Raw genomic sequence first — 23,992 nt, forward strand, 5'->3', positions numbered from 1 at the left:
CATATATAAAATGAATATCATGTTAAAAAAAATAAGCTTATTACTATTGTGTAGTGCTTCCGCACTATTGGTATCGGCACAAAGTGAATATACCTTAAAAGGAACTGCCCACGGCATTAAGAATGGAAAAATTTATCTTACCAGATATAACGAAGAAGATAGAAGCACCACCAATATCGATAGTTCGGATGTTGCGAATGGAACTTTCGCTTTTAAAGGGAAACTGGCGGGTGCGGAAATGTTGGGCCTGCTGATCAAACCTGGTAACTGGTCGGCTAATCTTTTTTTGGAAAATGCTGCCATTAACATCAGTATCGATACCACAGGAGCTGACCATTATGATTATACCAAATACGGGCAGGGAAAAGGTGCCCGTTTAAGAAAGGTAATTGTGAAGGGATCTAAAAGCCAGGACCAGTTTGATGCCTTGGAGAACAATCCTGCGCTTACAGCAATCAAGTCAAAAAGAGAGGTCTTGGGTAAACAATTTACCGCTGAAAAAAGCGCCGATAAAAAAGAATTGATCAAGGCTGATATTGGCAAACTGAGTGAACAGATTAATGCTGCTCAGTTGAAGCAAATCCAACAATTTATTGATCAGCATCCAACTGCTGTATCAGCGGTATATTCGTTTGGTAATTATTATAGGTTTAATACAACCATGCCTGTAGCTACTTTAAAAGCGGTTCTGAGCCAGTTTAAGGGAGATGCCAAAAGCAGTAACTATTATACAGCGCTTGCGAAACAACTGAAGGATAGGGAAGCACTTTTACCAGGTAATATGGCCCCTGATTTCACTTTGATGAAGCGAGATAGTACCAAAATATCACTTTCGGATTTGCGTGGAAAATATGTGATGATCGACTTTTGGGCGAGTTGGTGCAAGCCTTGCAGAGAAGCCATTCCACATTGGAAAGAGGTATATGAGAAATACCATGATAAAGGTTTTGAAATATTGAGTGTATCCGATGATAGCAAGTGGAACGACTGGATTAAAGCTATGGATATAGAACAAATGCCCTGGTTTCAGGTGATAGACGAATTTCCTAAAAAGATGATGCCTGCACGGGTTGGAAGCTTGTATCAGGTACATTTTATTCCATTTTATGTACTCTTAGATAAAGAAGGAAAAATCGTGGTGTATAGTGACGACGAAAAATTGATCGATGAAAAACTTTCGGCGCTTCTAGGTAGCTGATCGATCAAATAAATCTTCTATGATTAACGCCTATAATGGAAAGGTTGATGTCTGTAACTTGTAGACATCAACCTTTCCATTTTTTATTTAAATCGAGTGGCGGACTAATGGCGCCTCATTTGGCAATGTCATTAAGTTAATGGTTTTTAACCAAAGAGGTGTGCCTATCCTTTTTATCTCTCGAAATCGGGACAGGTTGTGGTTAAATTATGTTTATCTGTGACTATTATTTAAATTCGTTTAATGGAACCTATTCTCCTTACCAAGGCCCAGGCTAGAAAAATCATCCTTGAGGCTGCCGGACTCGCCTCTTACGCACCCTTTGGTTTAGGAATTGAAGCTGTTTATCAGCTCATCAATCACCTTGGCTTTGTACAGCTCGATACCAACTATGTAGTAGAGCGGGCGCATCACCATGTGATGTTTGCCAGAGTACCCGACTACGAAACTTCCTGGCTTGCTGAGCTTTGCGAGGATGGCCGGATCTTTGAATATTTTACCTCTGATGCAGGTTATCTTCCGATGCATGATTTTCGTTTTTCGCTTCCCATAAAAGAGGCCTTCAGATTACAAGGCAAAGAGATGAGCAGGCCAGAGCAAAATCTAATGCAACAGATTATGGACCAGGTAGAACGGGAGGGGGCTGTAATGGTGGGCGATTTCGAGAACGACAGGGTAGAGGCCAGTAACGGTTGGTGGGATTGGCGGCCTGCAAAGGTTGCGCTGGAAAGGCTTTATCTGGAAGGGAAGTTAATGATCAGCCGCGATAAAAAATTTCATAAGTCATACGATATACCATTGAATTTGGTGCCGCAGGAAACCGATCAGACGATGCCCTCGGCCGAAGAATTTGCCCGATTTATCATCCAAAGGACTCTTGGTGCGCTGGGCATTTGCTCGGTGAAGGAAATGGCATGGCGTGGAAGAAGGGTAAAAGGTAACCTGATTAAAAGCGAACTCGAAAAAATGGTACAGGAAGGCTTGGTGAGGTTGATTGGCGTAGATGGGATAAAAGGACCGCTGCATATGTTATCCAGTCAGGTTATTGAAGTTGAAATATCAGATCAGGTTTTTATTCTTTCACCTTTTGATATCCTCAATGTTTTCCGCCACCGGTTAAAAGATTTCTTCGGGTTTGATTACCAGATCGAGTGTTTTGTGCCCGCTCCGAAACGCCAGTATGGTTATTTCTCCTTGCCAGTATTGGCTGGCGATATCTTTATTGCCAGAATGGATTCCAAGGCAGACCGCAAGCAAAAGCTTATGGTTGTGCATAACATCCATTTCGAAGAGATCGATATCAATCCAGCGGTTATCAAAAAGTTCATACAAACCTTAAAAGATTTTGTAGCATTTAACCAGTGCCACAACATTGTCTTTAAACGCTCCAATAAAATGGCTTATCTGGATTTGATCAGCGAGGCTTTTGCGGGTTAAATTTATCTATCTTTTTGGAATATCAAATTTGATTAATGTTTAGTAATCTTCACCGGCCCCAATAATCCCGATTCCCTTAAAGGGGCATTCTTGTCGGGGCCTGATATGGTCCAGGTTTTACGCTTTTCTTTTGGTTGTCCCGCATCAAAAACCAAGCGGTTGTGCCAGGTGCTTGTAACTTTAACGATCAGTTCGTTTTGTCCTTTTTTTAGCCCATCTTTAAGATTAACCGCATATGGAGGCGCCCATAACCTGGCGATTTCTTTTCCATTTAAAATAACGGTGGCCGCCATGTCTACTTTACCGAGGTCGATTGTATAAGCTATTTCTGGAGCAAGGTTATCGATGTTAAATGTGTTGGTATAAGTAGCCGTGCCTGAAAATGCTTTTCCTTCAGGTGAAATATCTAAGTCTTTCCATGGCCTCAATTCGGTTAATTGTATCGAGGCAGGTGCGCCCCAGCCTTCAGGGAAGGATAACTTCCAGGTTCCATCAATTGGGACAATCATGTTTGAATCAGGAATATGCTGTTTGGCTGTTAAGGGATTGCTTTCTTCCTTACGGAATACAACAAAGCAGGAACCTGCTTTTGCAAGATCGAGTTTAACAGTCGAATATCCGGCTTTTTGCATGCTTTCAACAGGCTGCGATGTTCCGGTAACCGGATCCCAGATCTCTGCTTTACCACTGGCATGGAAACTCATTTCGCCCTGATATCCGCTACCTTCTGGCGCGGTGACGAAGTACCAATCGGCGCCTTCAACCTGGCGGTGTGCCCATAATGCTTCCGTGCCTATAACATCAGGTTTGATTTTTAAAGCAGTAAGTGCCTCACTTATAGCTAAGCCTGAAACTACATAACCCATGCCAGTCTTCCTCAAGCCTTTTGGTGCTCCGCCCCAGATGTCTTTCACTACAGTATTGAAGCGTTGCTTTGCAAGATTACCACCAGAAAGTGTTGCTAAACCAACAGGCGCCGAACCGATAATGGTTGCGCCATTATGCACGAGTGTCCGTATTTTTTCTAAAGTTTCGGGGCGCATATACCGTGCATCGGGCAACCATAATACGCGATATCGGATGCCTTCTGGGGTAACTAACATTCCATGGTCTACTTTTATCCTGTTGAGCAATGCATCTGGATTACAGTAGTCGTATTTATATCCCGAAGGGAAAGGCGCATTTTGATCTGGTTTATGATCAATCTCATCACCAAGATACCAAAGCACATCAGAAACGGGTTTCCCGCGTTCGAGCAGATAGGTGCAACGCGCCAGATAGGTTGTAAAATCGGGCATATATGTCCACCAGGTTTGTCCCCTTAAAAAAGGAGTACCAATTCCGGCTCCAAAGGAGGTTCCTGGGGCTAGAAAAGGAGTCTGGGGATTGTGGGTATAGGTATGAAATACATAGTGGCTTACGCCCTGTACACTATTGATATTGGCCACTTCTTTAAGTATTTCCAAATGTTCATCCCAGGTAAGCGACATGGAGGTAAATGCTTCTGCGGCAACACGCGGTTTACCATACATCCTTGCGGCAGATGCTGTGGGTTTTATCGGTTTGAAGTTCAAAGAACCTACAAATCCAGCGCTTAAGGGTTGCCAGAATTCGCACATGGGTACATCTGCATTTTTAAAGTATTCGAGTATATCTCCCGTAACTACATCTCCTGCAGCGGTCTCGTAAGCTACCGAAAGTCCGTTGGCTTTTGCAAGTGCCGCCATTTGGCCATAGTAGTTGTTGGTCATCAGGTCATTTAGTGTTTTCCGCCAGTCCGTCAAAAACCTGGAAGTTGTTTCATGGTCTTTTATCACGTAACCAAATAGGGCAGGAAGCCATTTACGGAGTGAATAACTGGAAATCCGTTTAAACTCTCGTTCCATTTCGGGCGTCCAACTTTGCGTATGACATTCCCAGCTGTCGATGAGCATTCCATTTAAAAGTCCTTGTGCCAAGGGGCCGTTTGTTCCTGACAGCCGACCGATGTAGCCGGCAAAATGTGCATTTGCGCCTGATTTGGAAAGTTTATCTGCTTCCCATCCGGTTCCTTCAGCAGGTGCAGGGCCATTCTGTTTGCCGGCATTAACATGCCCCAAACGGAGAATTGTCCAGTTTCCTTTAGGTGCGAGCCAGTTCAGTTTACCATGCTTATCCATCTTTGCTGAAATATCGATAATCTGTTCAGGTTCGATGAAAGTTCGGGGCGATTGTTTAGGATGTTCACCGCTACGCTGGATGCTTCTTAAAGTCCATGCGGCCTCAGATTCCCAGTTGTTTTTTCTTGCTGCAGAAAACAAACGGATCGAGCTGAGTGACATGTTGTATTTGTTAGCAATCGATATGCGGTACTTTTTTACGCCTGCAAGCTCGGAACAGGCCAAAGTAATGGGCTGATCATCCTGCCAGTTAGATTGTGGCATATCTGCGCGGAGAATATCTTTAACCGTTCCATTTGGCAAGATGCCCTGGATGAGGATGTTTACACCTGGTTCGTAAGACTGGCCATGGTTGAAGCGTTGCACACTTGAAAATTCAATACTGCGCACAGCTGTCGGATTGTCGAACTCAACCTCAAGCCAATGTGGCTCGCTGGTTCTGGAAGGAGATAACTGGATAGGATCTTTTCCCTGTCCCTGAAAATACGGCGCCCAGCTAAAATCGGTATCGCTTTTTATGGATTTTGGCACCAGGGGCTTTCCGGTATCTCCAAGAGGTGTGGGGAAAGCAAGTACGGTTACATCTTTATAATCTCTCCACTCTTCTGTGTTGGGATCGGGTACAGGCAAAACCTGTGTGATGACTTTTCCACCTTTTACATCGGTCCGGTTCCAGATCAGGTTCCGCATGGCGTTTGAAGGGGTAATCCATGGTCCACCGGAGGTTGCCCAACCCGGACAGTTGTTCATCGAAAATCTCAAGCCCAGGCGGCGTGCCTCCAGTGCAGTATGTTTAACGGCATCATCCCAGTTCGCACTTAAACTTGTAATCTGCGGCTGTACTCCAGGCCATTGCCCACCAAACTGACCATGAAACAGTTGTATCCCTGAAAAACCAGCTTTGGCAATGGCTTCCAAATCACGCGTAATCCCGTCTTTTGAAACATTGCCACCAATAAAATGGAACCAGGTTTCGGGATGATAAATTTTAGACGGGTTTTGAAAAGAAACTTCGTCGGTTTTATCAAAAGGGCGTTGCAGTTCCTGTTGACTAGGTGTAATGGGTACCTTTGCCAGTTGAGCCGCTGCGGGCAAAGCAAAAAAAGCGAATAATAGGGTTGCTAGAAACAAACATTTTGGGTATCTGTTATTTGCCATCAGGTTAAATTTGGTTAAAAAAATCAAGTTATCTATTTTAAGATGAATAACCATCCTGTACTGTTGTATGTATCCTCGTTTGTTACGTAACACAATGCAAAATTAAAGTTCTCCGCTATCTCAAAACTATTCTGCCATTAATACAGTTATAGCCAATATGAGAAGATTTGATTCCTTTGAATGGCTTTTAATCTGCCTGATTCTGGCCAGTTTCATCACGGGCTTTTTTGTTGCTCCGGAGCGTAGCGAAGACATCAATGCCAGGGAGGTAAAGTATCCCATTGTGGCCTTGTGCTGTTAGTAGATAACCGCTATGTATGGTTTGCCGTTTACTTCAGGCATTTGAAAATTATTGACTTCTGTTGTTAAAGGTTTTAGTATTTTATTATATCCATTATTTTTGTGCACTATTTTATTGAATTGAAAAATGACCACGATTGAAAAGAATCCTGCCTATCAATATTTTACTGATCCCAACTTATCCGACATCAACTGGCATCGGGTTCATGAGCTATTCCAGAAGATTAACTGGAAGCACAGACTTACTGATGAGATCGAAAATGCTTTTAGGTTGAGTACCACAACGCTATTTATCTATCACTTTGATGTGATCATTGCTTTTGGCAGGGTAATTGGCGATGGACGTTATTATGCGATGTTGGCCGATATCATTGTCGATCCGGAATATCAGGGCCAGGGTTTGGGTAAATATCTTGTGAGCAGTCTAAATAACGGGCTCATAGATTACCACTTTGTTAATCTTAGCGCAGCCCCAGGTGCGGATAATTTTTATAAGAGCATGGGGTGGAAAAAACAAACCACAGCCTTCATTTGGCCACAAGGGCCTAAACAATTGAGACAGCACTGTGAGAAAGATTAATATGCATAGCAATAAATCTTCAGTCTAATCAGTTGAAACCTGCCCTGAATTCCAATGGCGTTTGCTTGGTTTTGGACTTGAATAAATTGCTGAATGATTGCGGGTATTCAAAACCTAGCGCATAAGCTATTTCACTAACGGATAAAGCGGTAACTGAAAGTTTTTCTTTGGCTTTTTCAATAAGCTTTTCGTGAATGTGCTGCTGCGCGGTTAGCCCTGAATGCTGTTTTAACAGATCTGAAAAATATTTATTGGAAAAGTTTAGCGCACTTGCAAAATAATGAACAGATGGTAAGCCGTTTATTGCAATTTCATGCTCAAAATAAGCATTTAGGAGTTTTTTAAATTTGGAAAGTACGGTGTCGTTCGCGGGCTTTCTCACCACAAATTGGCGGTTGTAATACCTGTTGCTATAGGTAAGCAAGAGTTCCAGGTTAGCTATAACCAAATCCTGACTGAACTTATCGATGGGCAAACGGTATTCGCTCCATATCTGGTGAAGAATATTCTCCATCACCTTCTCTTCATCTTCTGAAAGGATTAAGGCCTCACTCACTTCATATTCAAAAAAACCATAACTGTCAATTTTTTGATTAAGTCCATATCCACTCAAAAAATCTGGACTAATGTTTATTGTCCATCCCGATACAGGCAATAAAATACCGGGCTCGGCAATGCTGACCTGCCGGGGAGAAAAATAAGACATTACACCTTCATCAAAATCATATGCTGTTTGACCATATTGTATCTTATTGGGACAGTTTTTCTTAAATACGATCTGGTAATAATCAAAGATCAGTTTTGTCCTTTCTGCTATGTGTACCTGAGGTATATCTTCAAATTTGAAAATGCTGAATAATGGATGTTTCGGTTTTTCTATATGCAGACTTTGATGGCATTGGGTTATTGATTTAATGTGAACAGTTTCCATCTTAAATAATATTTTTAAAGATAATTAATTTAATCCCATCTGTTTACGTTTTTGTTTGCCCATAGTTTTAGCTATAAATCTTTGAGGCAATAACGCAGATATTTTTTGAAAGAATCTATTTTTACTTCCAGATACCCAAAATGCTTTCTTTTTTTCAAAAGCGGTCATTAATTCCACAGCCACTTGCTCCGGTGTTTGCGTGTTGCTATCGCTGGTAACGGCCTTACCCCATTCATTATTATTTTCTTTTGTATTCATGAAATTGGAGGTGGTGAGCCCGGGACTGAATAACATTACTTTTACATGATATGGACGGCATTCTTCCGCCAAAGCATAAGTAAATGTTTTTACAAAATGCTTGGAACCCGCATATACTGCCATATAAGGGCTTGCTATAAAGGCTATCATCGACGCTATATTAATCATCGTGCCAGACTTTTTAGCAATCATATCCTTTAAAAAATAATGAGAAAGCGCAACCAGGCAAGAATCATTTAACTGGATAATTTCCAGCTCACCAGCCAAGTCGTTTTGATAAAATTCTCCGCTTGATCCTTTTCCTGCATTATTGATGAGCACATTTATGGATATCCCACGCTTTATCGTTTCCTCATAAATAAATAATGGTGCTTCAGGTTTATACAGATCTGCCACTATATATTGAGCTGTAATTTTATATTTCAATTGAAGCGCTGCACAAAGGGCAGCTAATTTTTCTTCGTTTCTTGCCACAAGCAATAGGTTATGCTTTTTTGCAGCAAACTGAAAGGCTATTGCCTTACCAATTCCGTCTGAGGCCCCTGTAATTAACGTTGCGTTCATATCATCTTTAGTTTGATAAGGCAAAATTCGATATTCAAAAGTTTCGATATGTACGCGAATGGCGGAATGATGTGCTTAAAAGTCGGAATGGGTTAAAAATTAAATGATTGCCATGAATAATCAAATCAGCTTAGGGCGCTCTTGAAATCGTTTTAAGGGACTCATTCTCGTTTATTTGATGATATTCTTATAAATTAAAGTGTTTTTAAGCGTTCTGTGGATTAAACCGGAAAATAGTTTGTGCGTTTTTAATCATCATTTTTTCACTTAAGTGAAATTAAGGAACAGACCGGTTTGATAAATGTGCACTTTCAGCTCCCGGATGATGTATAGCGGCAAATAATCCAATATAGTACTATTTAAGATTGCTTGAGACCTTATCGTAACACTTCTTGATTTAAAATATATTGGGGCAACTCTTAACACCGGATTTTGTTGATTTCCATTTTTTCGTTGTTTAAAAAGCAAATGATGTCCTTTACCGGCAGGCGGTCGCCCAAATATTGATTATAATAAGCATATTTAATACATCCATCTTCGTCGATAAGGAAATCGCCGCCCAATACATTGGCACGTCCTTCAGGACAAAATTTTTCCTTAAATCTATGCTGTCCTTCTTTTGCCCTGGAAAATGCTCCTTTGTACATTGAAAAGAGTATTTTTACACTGTTCAGTTCAATATCGTAAAGCGTATAGAGGTCATATTCAGGATTTGGGATCATCCGGCCATAAAATGATTCGTTACGGGCATAACGCTGAAGATTCTCAAAGCTGCTTTCATACACGGCCAATACCACAAGGCCCATCTCGCTAAAGTAACTGTCAAGTTCCTGGAGTTCAAGAAAACGAAGGTTGGTGAAAGGGCAACCTACATGCCTGTAAAACGTAAGTAGGATCTTTTTCCCTTTTAGCGCACTGATGCGGACGGTGTTACCCGAGATATCCGTGGCCTGAAAGTCGGGGGCAGGTTGGTTTTCAAATAAGGGCATATGATCTTTGTTGTAGCTGGAATGCCTTGGCCTGCCTGCTTGGTTAATAGTTGGTTTATTGATGTCGCAAAGTTCGGATCTTCTATTTTCAAGATTTTTAACTTAAGTTAACCCACTACTTTTTTATTTGCCCGTGTCAGAAAGATGCTTGTCAGCTGAATAACCTCTTTGTCGTGAATTGGCTATAAGGCTGGTTGTGCAAAGATATTTTAGAAATATTTTTCTAATTTTAACTTAAGTTAAAATTCTGCCGCCACTCCATAACGATCTTTGTTTTGATTTACTGTTATAAGGTTATAATGGTATGCATCAATTGACTATGAAAATATCCGCCATGATCGAAAAGAATGAAATCCTGACCCAGTACTTACGAAATTTCGCTGAATTAACAGACCAGGATATCGCTGAAAGTCTGACCCTCTGGAAGCCGCGCAAGATTTCTAAAGGGGATTTCTTTAATATGCAAAGCATGGTTTGTAACGACCTTGGCCTGGTGGTAAAAGGAATTTTTCGCATCTATTACCGCGACCCTAATTCCGATGAGGAAAAAAACCTCTTCTTTTTTTCAGAAAACCAGTTCGTTGTTTCCTTTAGAAGTTTTATCTCTCAAAACCCATGTTGGTATTTCATCGAAGCAATGGAAGATTCGGAGGTCATTTTTATTTCCTATCAGGATCTAAACGGATTGTATGAAAGCAATCCAAACTGGGGAAAATTCGGCAGGTTACTGGCAGAAACATTTTTCGCCTATGCGCAGTCGCGCACAGAAGAGTTTATGTTCTTCTCCCATGAGAAAAGATTTCAGAGATTAATGGAAGAACACCCCAATATTATAGAGCGGATTCCTGCCTATCACATATCTTCCTTTTTAGGTATTACCAATCCATCGTTGAGTAGGATAAGGAAAAGATTAAAGGATAGCCAGCAGTAATCGCTACCAGCATTATTTTCCCTGGTTTTATTTGATTTTTCCTTGGGTTATTAACGTGAGGAAGTAGTCAATCACGGCATTTAACTAAGGTAATTTTCTTCATTTAGCAACATCTTTCTTTGCTTGCGGCTACCTGATGCTTTTTCCAAACGGTCTACAATTCATTTCCAGGTTTCCTATTTATTCACTTACGCTGGGTTATCTTGTGAAGCAGTAGATTATACATTTTGCTCTTTAATCCACCTGTGCCGAACGGGCTAGGGCTACCAAAACCTGGCGGAGTGATGGATAGCGGATCGCCTGTTCATGAGATTCGCTGGAGAGCATGTCTGCAGGATGCAAACCGGACATGCTCTGGGCATATAAGTGGCCCGCGCTCCAGATGAGTAAAACGAACAGCAGGCTATTGATTCTCATAAATTTTGGTGAATGATTTTATAATGAAAAGTGAAAGGGTTTTAACCTGGCCTTATGCTACAACAGCTCCTGATTTAACGGTCTTCGAAAGTCTAAATGCCGCAAGCAGGAAATAAAATGCGCCAAAAGCTGCGTAACCAGCCAATGTTGTGATGCCTTGGTTGGGCTTGTGTGCCATCGCGATAAAGGCTCCGCCTGCAAGCATTGATTGCGCTCCACTGATGATCATTGGCCATTGTCCACCGAGCGCCTTACGTCTTTTCAGCCCCAGGATCAGCTGGATCAGACCGGTTAGTATCGCCCAGGCTCCAAATATGATAAGCGCCTGTGGAATTCCCTGCTGAAGTGCAAACACAACAGCAATAGTAGTAAGGGTACTGATGCCTATATTCACATATTGGGGTATTTTATTTGAATTTGCAGGATTTGCCTGGATATCAAAATAAGTTGCAATAATGTCCCATGCCGGGTAGATAATGAACAGGACCATCGCAATGGAAGTATTTGTTTTAGCTAAAACCGATACCAGGATCACCCATAGAATGGAAAAGCCGGCACGGGTGAAGTATAATTTTCTTAATGATATTGCAGTTGCTACAGCCTGGCTGGAAATGCTCAAATTGGATTGATTTGTTGTTGTCATGAGTTAATCTTTTAATGTTTTTTTCAAAGGTGAACCTAATTTTCTCACTGGATTTTAACTTAAGTTAAAATCCAGTGAGAAAATGGCAATAAAATAGCTGCTACATATCTGTGAGCAACTTTAGCTATTAAAGAAATTGGATCTATTTATTCAGATAGGCCAGCACCTGTTTAGAGTGCTCATCACCTTTCATGAAATCCCTGAAACTGTAAACCACAGTTCCATTCAGGCCAACGATAAAGGTTTCTCGGCCGCTCACTTTCATGTTGTTGCCGAAATCCTGGTCTTTAATTTTGAAAGCGTTCAGCACTTTATTGTCTGGATCGCTCAGCAGGGTAAATGGAAGGTGTTCTTTATCGGCAAAGGCTTTATGGCTGGCCACGGTGCCGTTATTGATCCCGATCACCAATGCATTTGCATCACTGTATTTAGCATAAGCATCGCGGAAGGCACAAGCTTCTTTTGTACATACCGGGCTTTCATCTTTAGGGTAGAAAAAGATAACCAGCTTCTTTTTGCCTTTGTATTTGCTTAGTTTGAAAAGCTTTCCATTCTGGTCCATCAGATTAAAGTCAGGTACTTTTTCACCCTGTTTCAATGTGGTCATTTCTGTTGGGGTATCTTGTGCCGTTGCGGTGTTGCCTAGGCCAACGCAAGAGCTTGCGGCGATCAGGCCGATCAATAGTTCTTTTTTGAAGATTGCTTTCATAACGATTTTTTGAAAATTGATAATTTAACTTATTCTCCAAAGGTCAGCGTATTCCATTAAGGCAATTTTCACTTAAGTTAAAATCGATGTTTTTTTTGTGGAATGCTGTCTGCAAGAACAATGTTTCAAAACTTTTGTCTTTTCGGATGCCCAGTTTGGGATGGTTGTGTGCGAGGTTACTGTTTCTAGCATAGATAGGAAGAGGCCTTCCTCCAGAGCATAATTTTTTGAATATGGGGCTGCGATCTATTGGAATGATGCTGGCTATCGAAGCTGGATTAATATGTTCTTAGAGCCAGGTAGCATACAAATATATCACATGTTTGTGATATTTATCTATTTCTTTAACTCTGCTATTATTAGATTTTGTATTTAAACAGCCGATACTGAAGGATTAATCGGCAATTGCTGAATGAACACCATTTTAATATTTATAAACTAATATAGAGGTTTGATGGATATCGGTTACTGGTTCCAATTTCCATTGATAACAATATTTTAGAATGTTGGTGCAACCTTCGGTCAATTCCTGTCGTCTCTGCTGCATAAACTAATTCAAATACATATTAGCAGTATCAAAAAAGCTTTAAAAAGATGAAGAAATCCACTTACCTGTTTATTCTTGCCCTTTGTGTTTTCAGTAGTTCCTGCACAATGATGGTAAAAGGAATCGCCAAACTTTTGGTTAAAGACTATAATGATTATACCGATACCTATATTTCCGATATACAAATTGCAGATACTAATGGGAATAATCATTCATTTGGCAGCTTGTACAAGGGGAAAACGGTCTATCTATATATTTGGGGAAATAAAAAACGCTCAGCTCAGCAGGAAAAATCATACCGCTTGCTAAAGGAACGCTTTGCTAAATATCCTGATGTGATTTTTGCGGATTTATATGTAGGTTCGGATACCTCATCAACCAATAAATTAGGTGACGATGCTTCGTCGGCCAAATTCCGTAAGATTTTGAAGATTGGCGATCCGGCACCGTTTATCATTGGGAAAGATGGAGCGATACTGGCTTACAAAGGACCCAAGCCAGATGATAAAATTATTGTAGATTATGTTCTTTATCAGGCAATGGGAGGGGAAAACGGAACTAAATCTGCCAAACGTTTTATTAGAGGAGTAAATGGAAATGACCAGTTTAAATCTCCTAAACTGATTGAATGGTACACCAGCCACTTTGGTAAAGCCCCTGATCATAAACTTAATATGTCTTTGTCTTCCACGAATTAGGATACCTTCAATAGGCCGAAATGCATTAAACCCGAAGAAGAATTCGAATATCCCAAAATCATCATAGAAATGAACTGGATTAATGTTGACGAAGAACTTTTTGAGCATATTGGCAGACGCATCCGTGGTACCGATACGGCAATTTATGGGCAGGTGACATATGAAATGATGGAAGGTTATTGGCCTACTGCGGGGGGATGGGCCGGATGCAAGTCAGCATGACCTTGAACATTCGGCCTGGTATAAAAAGGCACATAAGATTGTTTTATCAAAAACTTTGAAGGATACGGATCTGCCTGATACTGTGGTTATAGGTGATGATTTTTCGGTGAGGATAAATGAAATAAAACAAGAGAATGGTGCGGAGATATTAGTTTTTGGCAGTCCAGGGGCAACGCACTCTCTTATTCGTCAAGGCTTGATTGATGGTTATTGGCTGTTTGTAAATCCGGTTATTCTTAGGCAGGGCATTCCATTGTTTGTGGATATAAAAGAGAAGATTGACCTAAGTCTATTATCCATCAGGCAGTTTTCCAGTGGGGTAACGGAGTTGAATTATACGGTGGAGGGGTGATAGCATTTAAGTTCAGTAAGGTTTATTTTGTGTGAACTGGCTGATTCCTTTAGGTAGGTCACTGACTAAACCTTTTATTCTGGAAGGATGCCGTGGCTATCGATGAGAGGGGGGGATATTATTTGTTGGCGACAGCATTTCATGTGCCAGCGCATTAAACCTCAATTAATGGTGTCCAGTTTTTAATGTTTTGAGATATTAGGTCCACATCTCAAAAGATGGGTTTATATTTATGTTTGTTGCTGATGATTTTCCAGCTAGGCAATATTTTCCAGATATCTCAACACTTCTTCCTTTTTCCTGCTGGAAACAAGTATATTTTCTCTGTTTTCCATCTGTAAATAACCTTCCCGGTAGTATTTTTTAACGTATTTGAAATTAACCAGATACGACTGATGGCACCTTAAGAAGCCAAATGGTGTAAGCAGTGCTTCATATTCCTTTAATCCTTTCGAAACCAGGATCTCGCTTCCATTATTTAAATAAAAGGTTGTGTAACCTTTATCACTTTTACAGTAGAGGATATCCTCAATGGCAACAACTTCTATATATTCCAGGCTTTTTAAAGCAATGCGTTTTGCGGCTGTCAAGCCCTGGGCGAGGTAATGTTCTTTGGCAATGGCAAGCTGTTGCTGCCCCAAAATCTCCTGTTCGCGATGATGATAACATTTATTTAGATGCGTGGTTAAGGAGATCGCATCAATGGGTTTGAGCAGGTAACCAAAAGCACCTAAGTTAAGTGCCTGAATAGCGTATTGATCGTAAGCCGTTAAAAAAATAACCTGAAAGTCGCTAGTGCCTATCTCATCAAACAATTGGAAACTATCGCCATCTTTTAGTCGGATATCTGCGAGAATCATATCGGGCTTTAATACCGGGATCTCTTTCTTTGCGGTGGCAGTTTCTCCGGCAGTGCCCACAACCTCCAGATAATCTATCTTTTTAACAATCTGTAAGATATGCTGTAAAATCAGGTTTTCGTCTTCTAAAATATAAAGTTTCATAATATCGGAATTAAACATTAATTATAGGGATCAGTATTTCAACAGTTACACCTGTAGTCACACCCGCTCCTTTATCTTTTACGGTAAATCGGGCCTGTTGTCCCTTGGCGGTAAAGAGGAGATCGATCCTTTCCTGTAAGATCACCTGGGCAAGCGATTGTTTCTTTGGATTCCGAGCTGGCTTTTTGCTTAGTCCGCTTCCGTTATCGTCGATCTCAATGGCAAGCAGATCGTTTTTAACCTTAAAAGAAATAAGCAGTTTGCCTTTGTAAGCGATATTTCTGAAACCATGCTCAATGGCATTTTCAACAAAGGGCTGGATCAGCATGGGAGGAATGAATGTTTCGTTCTTGTCCAATTGATCTTCAATGGCAATTCTGTAATCGAAGGCATCGGCATAACGCATCTGCTGTAATCGGAGATAATTGTTTAGCGAAGCTATCTCTTCATCAATTTCGATAAAATCTTTTCTGTTCTGCTCCAGTGTGCTGCGCAATAACTCCGAAAAAGATCTGAGGTAGCATACAGATTTTTCTACGTTCCCGGAAGCTACCAGACTTTGTAAATTGGCTATGGCATTGAAGATAAAATGTGGGTTTAATTGCGCCTGTAACATTCTTTGTTCTATACTAAAACGCTGGTTTTCTGACTTTAATAAGTTGTTCTTTTCCCGTAAACGCTGCTGACGGTAGAAAATATAAAAGAAAGAAACTACACTAAGAAAGATGATCAGGGCTAAAAAAAGTGTCCAGCGTTGCTGTTTAATAATGGTTTCGTTGAGTGCGTTGCGGCCATTTAGCTCCGCTATATTCTGATCCTTTTTTTCTGCTTGATACTGCTCATGTATTTCGGCCACTTTAACTGCTTCTATCCCCTGATAGTTTCGCAGTTCAATAGAATAAGCAGAATCTGCCGCTTCAAGGGCATGTGTAAAATCTCCTTTCATTTTATAGGCATTTCTTAAACCATTATAGTACATCTGTTTTTGCCTGCCCGGCGTAGCACTTTTTTCCAGGGCAATTCCTTCTTTAAAATACAAAATGGCAGAATCGGGCTGATGGTTCCGGAAAAATGCTGTTGCCAGGTTATTGTATGCAATATCGTTCAGGTTATCGATCTTTTTAAGGTAGTTGAAATAGATTTTACTACTGGCCAATGCTTTGGCCGACTGCTGCTGCTGACTGTAAATCTGTGCTTCGTTATCATAGGTTCGGGCTATGGCCAGGCTATCACCAATCTGTATCGCCAGACGCCGGGCCTGGGCATTAAAATGAGCCATCTTCTTGAAATCTTCTAGCCTGGATGCCAGGAGGAATGAAATATCGAAATAACGCTGTTTAACTGCCGGATGATCTTTAAAGGGATGGTGCTTAAAATAGATGGCAGCATATTCGATCGATTTTTTTTCGTTATGGTTTTGGAAATAAGCCTGTGCCAGCAGATCATAAAAACGATAGGTCAACCGGCTATGTGCCTGCTCGGCTGTTTCCAGAGCTGCGAAAATCTGGCTCATCAACGCAGATTCAACAACCGGTCCATTTGCCATTTTCTGTGTTAAGATCGCATCAGCTTTTAAAAGTTCAATTTCATCATTCGGCCTAAGCCCTTTTATCTTTTGATAGGTAGCTAGGGCACTGTCTCTTTTCTTTTTAAAACCTAAGTTCCTGGCCTTAAAGTAATAATAATAAGGATTTGAGGCTTTATTAGCTGTGAGACTTAATAAGCTGTCTTCTAAAGAGACCTTTTTTCTTACTATAGCAGAGGTTAAAGTATCGAAAGATATAATAAGCGACAAATAGTCTTTTTGTACAAATGGCTTTATGGTAGGTTGCTCCTGGTTTTTATGGCTGTTTTCTTTATTCTTACACGATGAAACGGTAAAAAAACTCCAAATGACGTAAAGGGCAAACAGGGTTTTTGCACTGGGATTCCTCATTAACTGAACTGCTTTTAATTATTCCCTAAAAGTATAAATAGTAAAGGCCAAAAAAAACAGTGAGCAAATATCTGTCGGGTTTCATTCTATATCTGTACCGCTTTAATGTTTATCTGAAAATTAAAACAATAATACCAACAATGGCCCGGATACGGATATGTGGCTTATCAGCTGTGTTTTTTAAGATTTTTTCTTTATAAAAGGTAGAAGTAAATCTCCGTTGTTGCCTAGCCGTTTTACGAATATGCATGCAGAATTAACGAAAAGGTGCTTAAACCGCTCACATATCAACTGCCGCTTGTAATCCCTTGGGTTTGTACCGAATTTTAAATCAACAAAGCCCAAACGCCAGGGTATGTTGGCGAGTTTACCTAATCAATTAAAACTTTAAAATGAAAAATTTAAAAGGAATGAAGAAGAGCCTTTCTTCATTAGAAAACAAAAAACTCCAGGACTTAAGCGCTGTACAAGGCGGCTTATATCTTATCAGATCAAATTTTGCCTGTCCAAGCCAGTACCCGAGTGAAGCTGTCGAATATGACTCATACGAAAGCAATGGAGGCAAATATATTGGAAGAACATGCCAACAGGCTGCCTCAGGATCTGATATAGGAAATGCCTAGCGGAACCAATTAGCATAGCCTAAGGGTTTCAATCCCAAAAAAATACATCAAACCCAAACAAAAAGGTTTGGGATTTTACTTACAATTAAAACCAATAAAATGAAAAATTTAAAAGGAATAAAAAAGGATTTCTCTTCGCTTGAAAATCAAAAGCTTACCGATTTATCGTCGATTAACGGAGGTAGGATGTTAGGTGGCTATACCTCAATTCAATCTAATGTCTTCGTAGGAGAGGGCTGTATAGAATATGACCATTATTCTGGCGAAAATGGTACGGGTGGATATCTTTACAGGGAGATCCGCCGTCTTGCACCTGGAGAACCCATTATGAATTACTAGAATCTGCGTAAATGTAATTTCGCCGATCAATTCCGGTAAAATTCCATTTAATCAAGATCATTGAAAAAAAGTATGGGTTGTCCTCTTTAATAAGGGGCACCCATATCAAAAACATTCACCGCGTAAGAAAATAAAGATGATTTTAATTATATCCAAGAAGCAAGAGACTACCACTAATGAAGTTATCAAATGGCTTTTGGCAATGGATAAGAAATTCATTCGGGTACATGAGGATGAAGTGTTTGAGATAAAAACTAAAGAAAAACGTATCTACATTGAAAGTCACAGAAACTGTTTTTACATCGATGAAATAAACAGTGTTTGGTACAGAAGAGGCGGATTAAAATTTAAAAGTTTCCAATATGAAAATCCCTCTGTAGATATCCATATGCGGGAGCACCAACATTGGTTACAGGATTATGTAATCAAAAAAATTGAATCTAAAAAGCATATAAATAAGCAAAGCAATAGTGCTGTAAATAAGCTATTGGTGTTAGAGCAGGCAAAAAAAGTAGGACTGGATGTTCCTGAGTATTATTTGGCTGAAAATACGTCTGAGGTGGTTTTGGATAAAACAATTATAAAGCCGTTAACCGGAAACATAACCATAAATACTTACAAAGATTATGCGGAAAGTATTATGTACACCAACGTAATAGACCATAAAGAAGAAGATCGTTTTTTTATCACATTTTTTCAGGAAAAAATTGAGAAGGATTTCGAAATCAGGAGCTTTTATCTGAACGGGAAGTTCTTTTCTACAGCAATAATGTCTCAAAGTGATGAGCGGACCAAAACCGATTTCAGAAAGTATAATCTGGAAAAGCCAAACCGGAATGTGAGATACAATCTCCCTGTTGAAATTGAAGAGAAAACACATCAATTAATGCTGTTGCTGGATGTAAACTGTGGCTCAATAGATTTTATGAAGAGCGGGGATAAATTTTATTTTTTAGAGGTAAATACCGTTGGCCAATTTTTAGGGGTTACATCCATGTGTAATTATGCTGCGCAGAAAGCTATAGCCGAATATTTATGAGATACCAGATCGAAGAAAAAAATAAGTTGCCACTAACATTCAAATTTGTGGATGAATACAGAGGTAAAAAAATCAATCAAAACAGCAATGATGTGCTTTATGGCACATGCGAGGACTATAAAACAAACTTTCTTATGCTCGTAAAACCATATAAGCCAATTAGCAGATTGTTATGAAGTACTTTAATTTATTTAGCGATATTTTGATCACAAAAGGTGTTAACAGAATCCTGATTTCTGATTTACAGCGAAACAGTTCTGAGTTACAGTCTTTAGAACTGAATAGCATCGTTGAAGAGTTGAAATCGAATTCAATTGAGGAAGTATTTGCTTTTTATGATGAAGAATCAAAAGAAATAGTACAGGAATATCTAAACTTTTTATTGGAAAAAGAGTACGGTTTTATTACTGAAAATAATTGGGATGAAAATTTTCCACCACTATCCCTGGCATTTACTGACGCCAGCACAATTTCTAATATATTTATTGAAACTGCTGATTTATTGCTATTGCCACAGCTGGTGAAATCTATAAAAAACTTAGGAATAAGACATTTGGTGGTCTATTGTGAAAGTGAACTTTCGTTAACATCTTTTTTGGCCTTAGAGGATACATTGAAGGGCTCATGTTTAGAAAGCATAGAAATTTTCTCTCTTTATCATTCGGGAGTTGATGAGGATTTTATAAAAGCCCTAAATGAAAAATGTACAAGAATTTACAGTCTGATATTTCATAAATGCGAAAAAGCTCCTTTTGAGGTCGTGGATATTTTCCAATTTAACCTGGTTTTTACCAGTGAATATTTAAAAATCAATTCCTGTGGGAAAGTAGATCTAAAATATTTTGATACAAACCTAATGAAGGTTTTAGAAGCCGTTAACCATAATTCTTGTCTTAATAAAAAAATAGGTATTGATATCAATGGCAATATCAAAAACTGTCCGGCAATGCCTCAGATTTTCGGGAACATAAACTACATTTCTTTAGAAGATGCACTAAACGTTAAAGAATTCAAGGCTTACTGGAACATCACCAAAAATGATATTATGGTTTGCAAGGATTGTGAGTTTAGAAATGTATGTACAGACTGCAGGGCATTTACAGAACGAACACATACAAACCACGCAGGTTTAGATATATCCAAACCGTTAAAATGTGGCTACAATCCCACTACAAATCAATGGGAAGAATGGAGCGCAAACCCACTTAAACAAAAAGCAATACAACATTACGGCATGCAACAACTGGTAAAGGCACATGAAGCTTAAAAAATTTCCTTTTTATAAACAGCCCGATGGTAAAGATTGTGGTCCTACCTGCCTGCGCATTATAGCCAAGCACTATAACAAAAGCATCCCCTTACCCCAGATCAGAACCCTTGCCGAAACCACCAGAGAAGGGAGTGGCTTGCTTGGCCTTAGTAATGCAGCAGAGGCTTTAGGCTTTAGAACACTAGGTGTTAAAATAAATTTTAATACCCTGCTTGCCGAAGCGCCATTGCCCTGCATTGTACACTGGAATAAAAACCACTATGTTGTGGTTTATAATATTGACAAGGCCGGCAAGGTCTATGTTTCGGATCCAGCTTATGGCCTGATTACCTATAGCAAAGCCGAATTCATAAAATACTGGATTGGCGAAAATGCTCACGAAAATACAGAAGAAGGTATTGCCCTTATTTTAGAAACAAGCCCTGCATTTTACACCAGTGATTTCGAAGACACAGAAAAGAAAACAAGCTTCTCTTTCCTTTCCAGGTATTTACTAAAATATAAATCGCTCGTTATGCAGCTGGCCATTGGCTTACTGGCAGGAAGTTTATTATCGCTTATTTTTCCCTTCCTTACCCAAAGTATTGTTGATGTAGGCATACAAAACCAGGACATTAACTTTATTTATCTGGTTTTGCTTGCTCAGGTGATGCTTTTTATGGGTAAAATGGGCATCGAAATAATTAGGAGCTGGATCTTGCTACACCTATCTACCCGGATCAACATCTCAATCATATCCGACTTTTTTATCAAGCTGATGAAACTTCCGATCAGTTTCTTTGATACACGGATGACAGGTGATATCATGCAACGGATAAACGATCACCACCGGATAGAACAACTGCTGACCAGCTCCTCGCTCAATACCCTCTTCTCGATGGTAAACCTGCTTATTTTTAGCATTATACTCCTTATTTATGATTACCGGTTATTTATTGTGTATCTGGTGGGTGCGCTTTTGTATGTCGGGTGGATTGTTTTTTTCCTTAAAAGAAGAAAAGAGCTCGATTATAAAATGTTTGCTCAGGTTGCGCAAGAGCAGAGCACGGTGATAGAATTGATTAATGGCATGCAGGAAATAAAAATGCATAATGCTGAAAAACAGAAGCGCTGGGGCTGGGAATTTTTACAGGTAAAGTTATATAAGATCAAGATGAAGGCGCTTTCCTTAGAACAATGGCAATCTGTAGGGGGCGGTTTCATTAATCAGATTAAAGATATCCTGGTTAGTTTCCTTGCCGCAAAACTGGTTTTGAGTGGAAACCTTACCCTTGGAATGATGCTTTCAGTACAATACATTATCGGTCAGCTCAATAGCCCCTTGATGCAGTTGATCGATTTTATTAAACAAACACAGGATGCCAGAATTTCGCTGGAAAGGTTGGGGGAAATACACGATAAACAAGACGAGGAAGGTAGCGGGGAACAATACGCCACTGAGATTGCGCAAAAAGATATCGGGTTAACCAATATTTCATTCAGATATACTGGCACTGACTCATTTGTTTTTCAGGATTTAAATCTTGTTATACCCTTTCAGAAAACCACGGCCATAGTTGGGGCAAGCGGTAGTGGAAAAACTACTTTATTAAAGTTGTTGACCAAATTTTACGAGCCTGATAAAGGTGAAATAAAAATCGGCGGTACCGATATGAAAAATATTTCTCCACGGTTTTGGCGCGACCACTGCGGAGTGGTGATGCAGGAGAGTTATGTCTTTAATGATACCATTGCCAATAATATCGCTATTGGCGAAGATGTTATCGATAAGCAGAAACTGAGGAAAGCTGTAGAGATTGCCAATATACAGGATTTTATAGAAAGCTTACCCCTAAACTATAATACTAAGATCGGGAATGAGGGCGTAGGAGTAAGTGGAGGGCAGAAGCAAAGATTGTTTATTGCCAGGGCAGTTTACAAATCGCCTGAATATATTTTTTTCGATGAGGCTACAAGTGCATTGGATGCCCATAATGAAAAGATAATTATCGAAAACCTGGAGCAGTTTTTTAAAGGCAAAACCGCAATAGTAATCGCCCATAGACTGTCGACCGTTAAACATGCCGATAAAATTATTGTGCTGGATAAAGGAAGGGTTATTGAAGAAGGCAACCACGGCGAATTGGTGGCAAAAAAAGGAGAATATTACCGGTTAATCAAAAATCAGCTCGAACTTGGAAACTAAAAAAGATACATTGGATGAGGTAACGCTCCGTTCGGAGGCGGTACAGGATGTTTTGGCAGAAGTGCCCCATTGGATGTTCCGCTGGGGGAACGCTGTTATCCTCGCTATACTTTTAATGATCCTGTTAATGAGTTATTTTATTAAATATCCGGAATTTGTACCCGCAAGCATCATCGTCACCTCGCAGAATCCGCCGGAAAAACTACAGGTCAGGACTGATTCCAGGATCGAAAAAATATTCATCGCCGACTATCAAAAGGTAAAAAAAGATGAGATATTAATGGTTTTACAGTCTACGGCAGATTATAAAGACATTCTGAGGCTGAAGAATATTCTGGATTCTATTCCGGCTGATCAATTGGTTTCATTTCCTGTAGATAAGGTGTCGGGATTTAAGCTGGGAGAATTGCAGAGCGATTACAATAATTTCGCAAAGGCGTTTCAGGATGAAAGGTTGTTTGCCAGGCTTAAGCCTTATGCACCAGAAAATGTAGCCACTGTTCAGAATATATTGGCAAATAAAAACAGGATAGTTGCGCTCAAACGCCAAAAGGCATTTGAACTTTCCAAATATGACCTGGTAAAGAAAAATTACCAGCGCGCACAGCTGCTCCTTGATAAAAAGGTAATCTCATCTTTTGAATTTGAAAATGAAAAAATTAAATTTTTGCAGGCACAGCAAAGCCTGGAGAATATAGATATTTCACTATCCCAGACTGAAGAAGCGATTTTCAATCTCAATAAAACAAAAAGTGGCTCAACAATAAATGCGGAGAAAGACAAAATCAATTTTGCCTCACAGACTTTGCAGCTGTTGGAGCAGCTTAGACACTCGTTAAGGGGCTGGGAACAAAACTATTTGGTTGTTTCTTCTACAGATGGTGTAGCCAGTTTCCAGCAATTCTATGGCGAAAACCAGTTTGTTAAACGTGGGGACCCGATTTTGTCTATTTTGCCAACCCATAAAAAGGCACTAATTGGGCGGTTGTCTGTTGCGGTGGTTAATTCAGGGAAAATTGCGAAAGGAGAAAAAGTTCTGATCAAACTAGACAATTACCGCTATCAGGAATACGGTATTATAGAGGGCAGGGTTCAGAACATATCGTTTACACCTGATGAAAAGGGTAATTATTATGTGGATGTAATGCTTCCAAGAGGGCTAAAAACTTCTTATCATAAAGTACTTCCTTTTGATAAAGAGCTTAAAGGGAATGCTGAAATCGTGACTCAGGATTTAAGGTTGATCGAACGTTTTTTTTACCAGATCAGAAAACTTACAGGATATTAGTAAGAATAGCAGGCAAGGGTCTATTCGGCGATAGTCAGGATCCGGTCGAGATCAAAATTGAGGGGCGGGTCAGAGGTAAATTCTGACTGCAGTTAATTATCTGTGTTGAACATGTCGGAGCTTCTTTGAGTTGGTAGGCCAGACGCTGTGCCAAAAATGAATAATCCTTGGTATGTTCACAGTGCTTTATAGGTAACTTTTTTTTGAGAGAATTA

Annotated in this window: 22 protein-coding genes; 14 read left to right on the forward strand and 8 right to left on the reverse strand. The window is 39.9% G+C overall.

What is annotated here, in order from left to right:
* Nucleotides 1–19 precede the first annotated feature (19 nt).
* Nucleotides 20–1,198, forward strand: a complete 1,179-nt coding sequence (locus R2S57_RS19655; protein ID WP_316846646.1) for a TlpA disulfide reductase family protein — start codon at nt 20–22, stop codon at nt 1,196–1,198.
* Between the two features lie 243 nt (nt 1,199–1,441).
* Nucleotides 1,442–2,635: a winged helix-turn-helix domain-containing protein gene (locus R2S57_RS19660; RefSeq protein ID WP_316846647.1), complete on the forward strand. Its 1,194-nt coding sequence runs from the start codon at nt 1,442–1,444 to the stop codon at nt 2,633–2,635.
* A 32-nt stretch (nt 2,636–2,667) separates the two neighbouring features.
* Here R2S57_RS19660 and R2S57_RS19665 read toward each other — a convergent pair whose 3' ends face one another.
* Complete coding sequence (locus tag R2S57_RS19665) at nt 2,668–5,952, reverse strand: glycosyl hydrolase (RefSeq protein ID WP_316846648.1); 3,285 nt, start codon at nt 5,950–5,952, stop codon at nt 2,668–2,670.
* A 157-nt stretch (nt 5,953–6,109) separates the two neighbouring features.
* Between R2S57_RS19665 and R2S57_RS19670 the strand changes: the two genes are divergently transcribed.
* Together R2S57_RS19670 and R2S57_RS19675 are read left to right on the forward strand one after the other, a co-directional pair.
* Nucleotides 6,110–6,253 (forward strand): hypothetical protein, encoded by a 144-nt coding sequence (locus R2S57_RS19670; RefSeq protein WP_316846649.1) that lies wholly within the window; start codon nt 6,110–6,112, stop codon nt 6,251–6,253.
* Nucleotides 6,254–6,379: 126 nt separating this feature from the next.
* Complete coding sequence (locus R2S57_RS19675; RefSeq protein ID WP_316846650.1) at nt 6,380–6,832, forward strand: GNAT family N-acetyltransferase; 453 nt, start codon at nt 6,380–6,382, stop codon at nt 6,830–6,832.
* 28 nt (nt 6,833–6,860) lie between these two features.
* On the opposite strand, the gene R2S57_RS19680 is transcribed toward R2S57_RS19675, so the two are convergent.
* From R2S57_RS19680 to R2S57_RS19690, 3 genes are all read right to left on the reverse strand, one after another.
* A complete protein-coding gene (locus R2S57_RS19680; protein ID WP_316846651.1) occupies nt 6,861–7,763 on the reverse strand; it encodes a helix-turn-helix domain-containing protein in 903 nt (300 codons plus the stop codon).
* Between the two features lie 24 nt (nt 7,764–7,787).
* Nucleotides 7,788–8,585, reverse strand: coding sequence for an SDR family NAD(P)-dependent oxidoreductase (locus R2S57_RS19685; protein ID WP_316846652.1), 798 nt, complete (start codon nt 8,583–8,585; stop codon nt 7,788–7,790).
* A 419-nt stretch (nt 8,586–9,004) separates the two neighbouring features.
* A complete protein-coding gene (locus R2S57_RS19690) occupies nt 9,005–9,574 on the reverse strand; it encodes a redoxin domain-containing protein (protein ID WP_316846653.1) in 570 nt (189 codons plus the stop codon).
* Nucleotides 9,575–9,893: 319 nt separating this feature from the next.
* On the opposite strand from R2S57_RS19690, the gene R2S57_RS19695 reads away from it, so the two are divergent.
* Complete coding sequence (locus R2S57_RS19695; RefSeq protein WP_316846654.1) at nt 9,894–10,505, forward strand: Crp/Fnr family transcriptional regulator; 612 nt, start codon at nt 9,894–9,896, stop codon at nt 10,503–10,505.
* A gap of 469 nt (nt 10,506–10,974) precedes the next feature.
* On the opposite strand, the gene R2S57_RS19700 is transcribed toward R2S57_RS19695, so the two are convergent.
* Nucleotides 10,975–11,565 carry a hypothetical protein gene (locus tag R2S57_RS19700; RefSeq protein ID WP_316846655.1) on the reverse strand — a complete coding sequence of 197 codons (591 nt, stop codon included), beginning with the start codon at nt 11,563–11,565 and terminating at the stop codon, nt 10,975–10,977.
* Nucleotides 11,566–11,707: 142 nt separating this feature from the next.
* On the reverse strand, nt 11,708–12,274 hold the full coding sequence (locus R2S57_RS19705) for a peroxiredoxin (protein ID WP_316846656.1): 567 nt from the start codon (nt 12,272–12,274) through the stop codon (nt 11,708–11,710).
* A gap of 594 nt (nt 12,275–12,868) precedes the next feature.
* Between R2S57_RS19705 and R2S57_RS19710 the strand changes: the two genes are divergently transcribed.
* From R2S57_RS19710 to R2S57_RS19720, 3 genes are all read left to right on the forward strand, one after another.
* Nucleotides 12,869–13,519: a hypothetical protein gene (locus R2S57_RS19710; protein WP_316846657.1), complete on the forward strand. Its 651-nt coding sequence runs from the start codon at nt 12,869–12,871 to the stop codon at nt 13,517–13,519.
* 69 nt (nt 13,520–13,588) lie between these two features.
* Nucleotides 13,589–13,741, forward strand: a complete 153-nt coding sequence (locus tag R2S57_RS19715; RefSeq protein WP_316846658.1) for a hypothetical protein — start codon at nt 13,589–13,591, stop codon at nt 13,739–13,741.
* On the forward strand, nt 13,707–14,093 hold the full coding sequence (locus tag R2S57_RS19720; protein WP_410479088.1) for a dihydrofolate reductase family protein: 387 nt from the start codon (nt 13,707–13,709) through the stop codon (nt 14,091–14,093). Before R2S57_RS19715 ends, R2S57_RS19720 begins: the two co-directional genes overlap by 35 nt.
* 257 nt (nt 14,094–14,350) lie before the next feature.
* Here the strand turns inward: R2S57_RS19720 and R2S57_RS19725 are convergent, their stop codons facing one another.
* Nucleotides 14,351–15,097: a LytTR family DNA-binding domain-containing protein gene (locus R2S57_RS19725; RefSeq protein WP_316846659.1), complete on the reverse strand. Its 747-nt coding sequence runs from the start codon at nt 15,095–15,097 to the stop codon at nt 14,351–14,353.
* A 10-nt stretch (nt 15,098–15,107) separates the two neighbouring features.
* Nucleotides 15,108–17,033, reverse strand: coding sequence for a histidine kinase (locus R2S57_RS19730; RefSeq protein ID WP_316846660.1), 1,926 nt, complete (start codon nt 17,031–17,033; stop codon nt 15,108–15,110).
* Nucleotides 17,034–17,425: 392 nt separating this feature from the next.
* Here R2S57_RS19730 and R2S57_RS19735 point away from each other — a divergent pair, with 392 nt between their 5' ends.
* From R2S57_RS19735 to R2S57_RS19760, 6 genes are all read left to right on the forward strand, one after another.
* On the forward strand, nt 17,426–17,656 hold the full coding sequence (locus tag R2S57_RS19735; RefSeq protein WP_316846661.1) for a TIGR04139 family peptide modification target: 231 nt from the start codon (nt 17,426–17,428) through the stop codon (nt 17,654–17,656).
* A gap of 99 nt (nt 17,657–17,755) precedes the next feature.
* Nucleotides 17,756–17,995 carry a TIGR04139 family peptide modification target gene (locus tag R2S57_RS19740; protein ID WP_316846662.1) on the forward strand — a complete coding sequence of 80 codons (240 nt, stop codon included), beginning with the start codon at nt 17,756–17,758 and terminating at the stop codon, nt 17,993–17,995.
* 136 nt (nt 17,996–18,131) lie between these two features.
* On the forward strand, nt 18,132–19,034 hold the full coding sequence (gene gwsG / locus R2S57_RS19745; RefSeq protein ID WP_316846663.1) for a grasp-with-spasm system ATP-grasp peptide maturase: 903 nt from the start codon (nt 18,132–18,134) through the stop codon (nt 19,032–19,034).
* Nucleotides 19,035–19,200: 166 nt separating this feature from the next.
* A complete protein-coding gene (gene gwsS / locus R2S57_RS19750; protein ID WP_410479089.1) occupies nt 19,201–20,301 on the forward strand; it encodes a grasp-with-spasm system SPASM domain peptide maturase in 1,101 nt (366 codons plus the stop codon).
* Nucleotides 20,291–22,489 carry a peptidase domain-containing ABC transporter gene (locus R2S57_RS19755; RefSeq protein WP_316846665.1) on the forward strand — a complete coding sequence of 733 codons (2,199 nt, stop codon included), beginning with the start codon at nt 20,291–20,293 and terminating at the stop codon, nt 22,487–22,489. The genes gwsS and R2S57_RS19755 overlap by 11 nt, the downstream gene beginning before the upstream one ends.
* Nucleotides 22,479–23,777 carry an HlyD family secretion protein gene (locus tag R2S57_RS19760; protein WP_316846666.1) on the forward strand — a complete coding sequence of 433 codons (1,299 nt, stop codon included), beginning with the start codon at nt 22,479–22,481 and terminating at the stop codon, nt 23,775–23,777. The genes R2S57_RS19755 and R2S57_RS19760 overlap by 11 nt, the downstream gene beginning before the upstream one ends.
* Nucleotides 23,778–23,992: the final 215 nt, after the last annotated feature.

The organism is Pedobacter psychrodurus (assembly GCF_032678585.1).
GTDB classification, from domain to species: Bacteria; Bacteroidota; Bacteroidia; order Sphingobacteriales; family Sphingobacteriaceae; genus Pedobacter; species Pedobacter psychrodurus_A.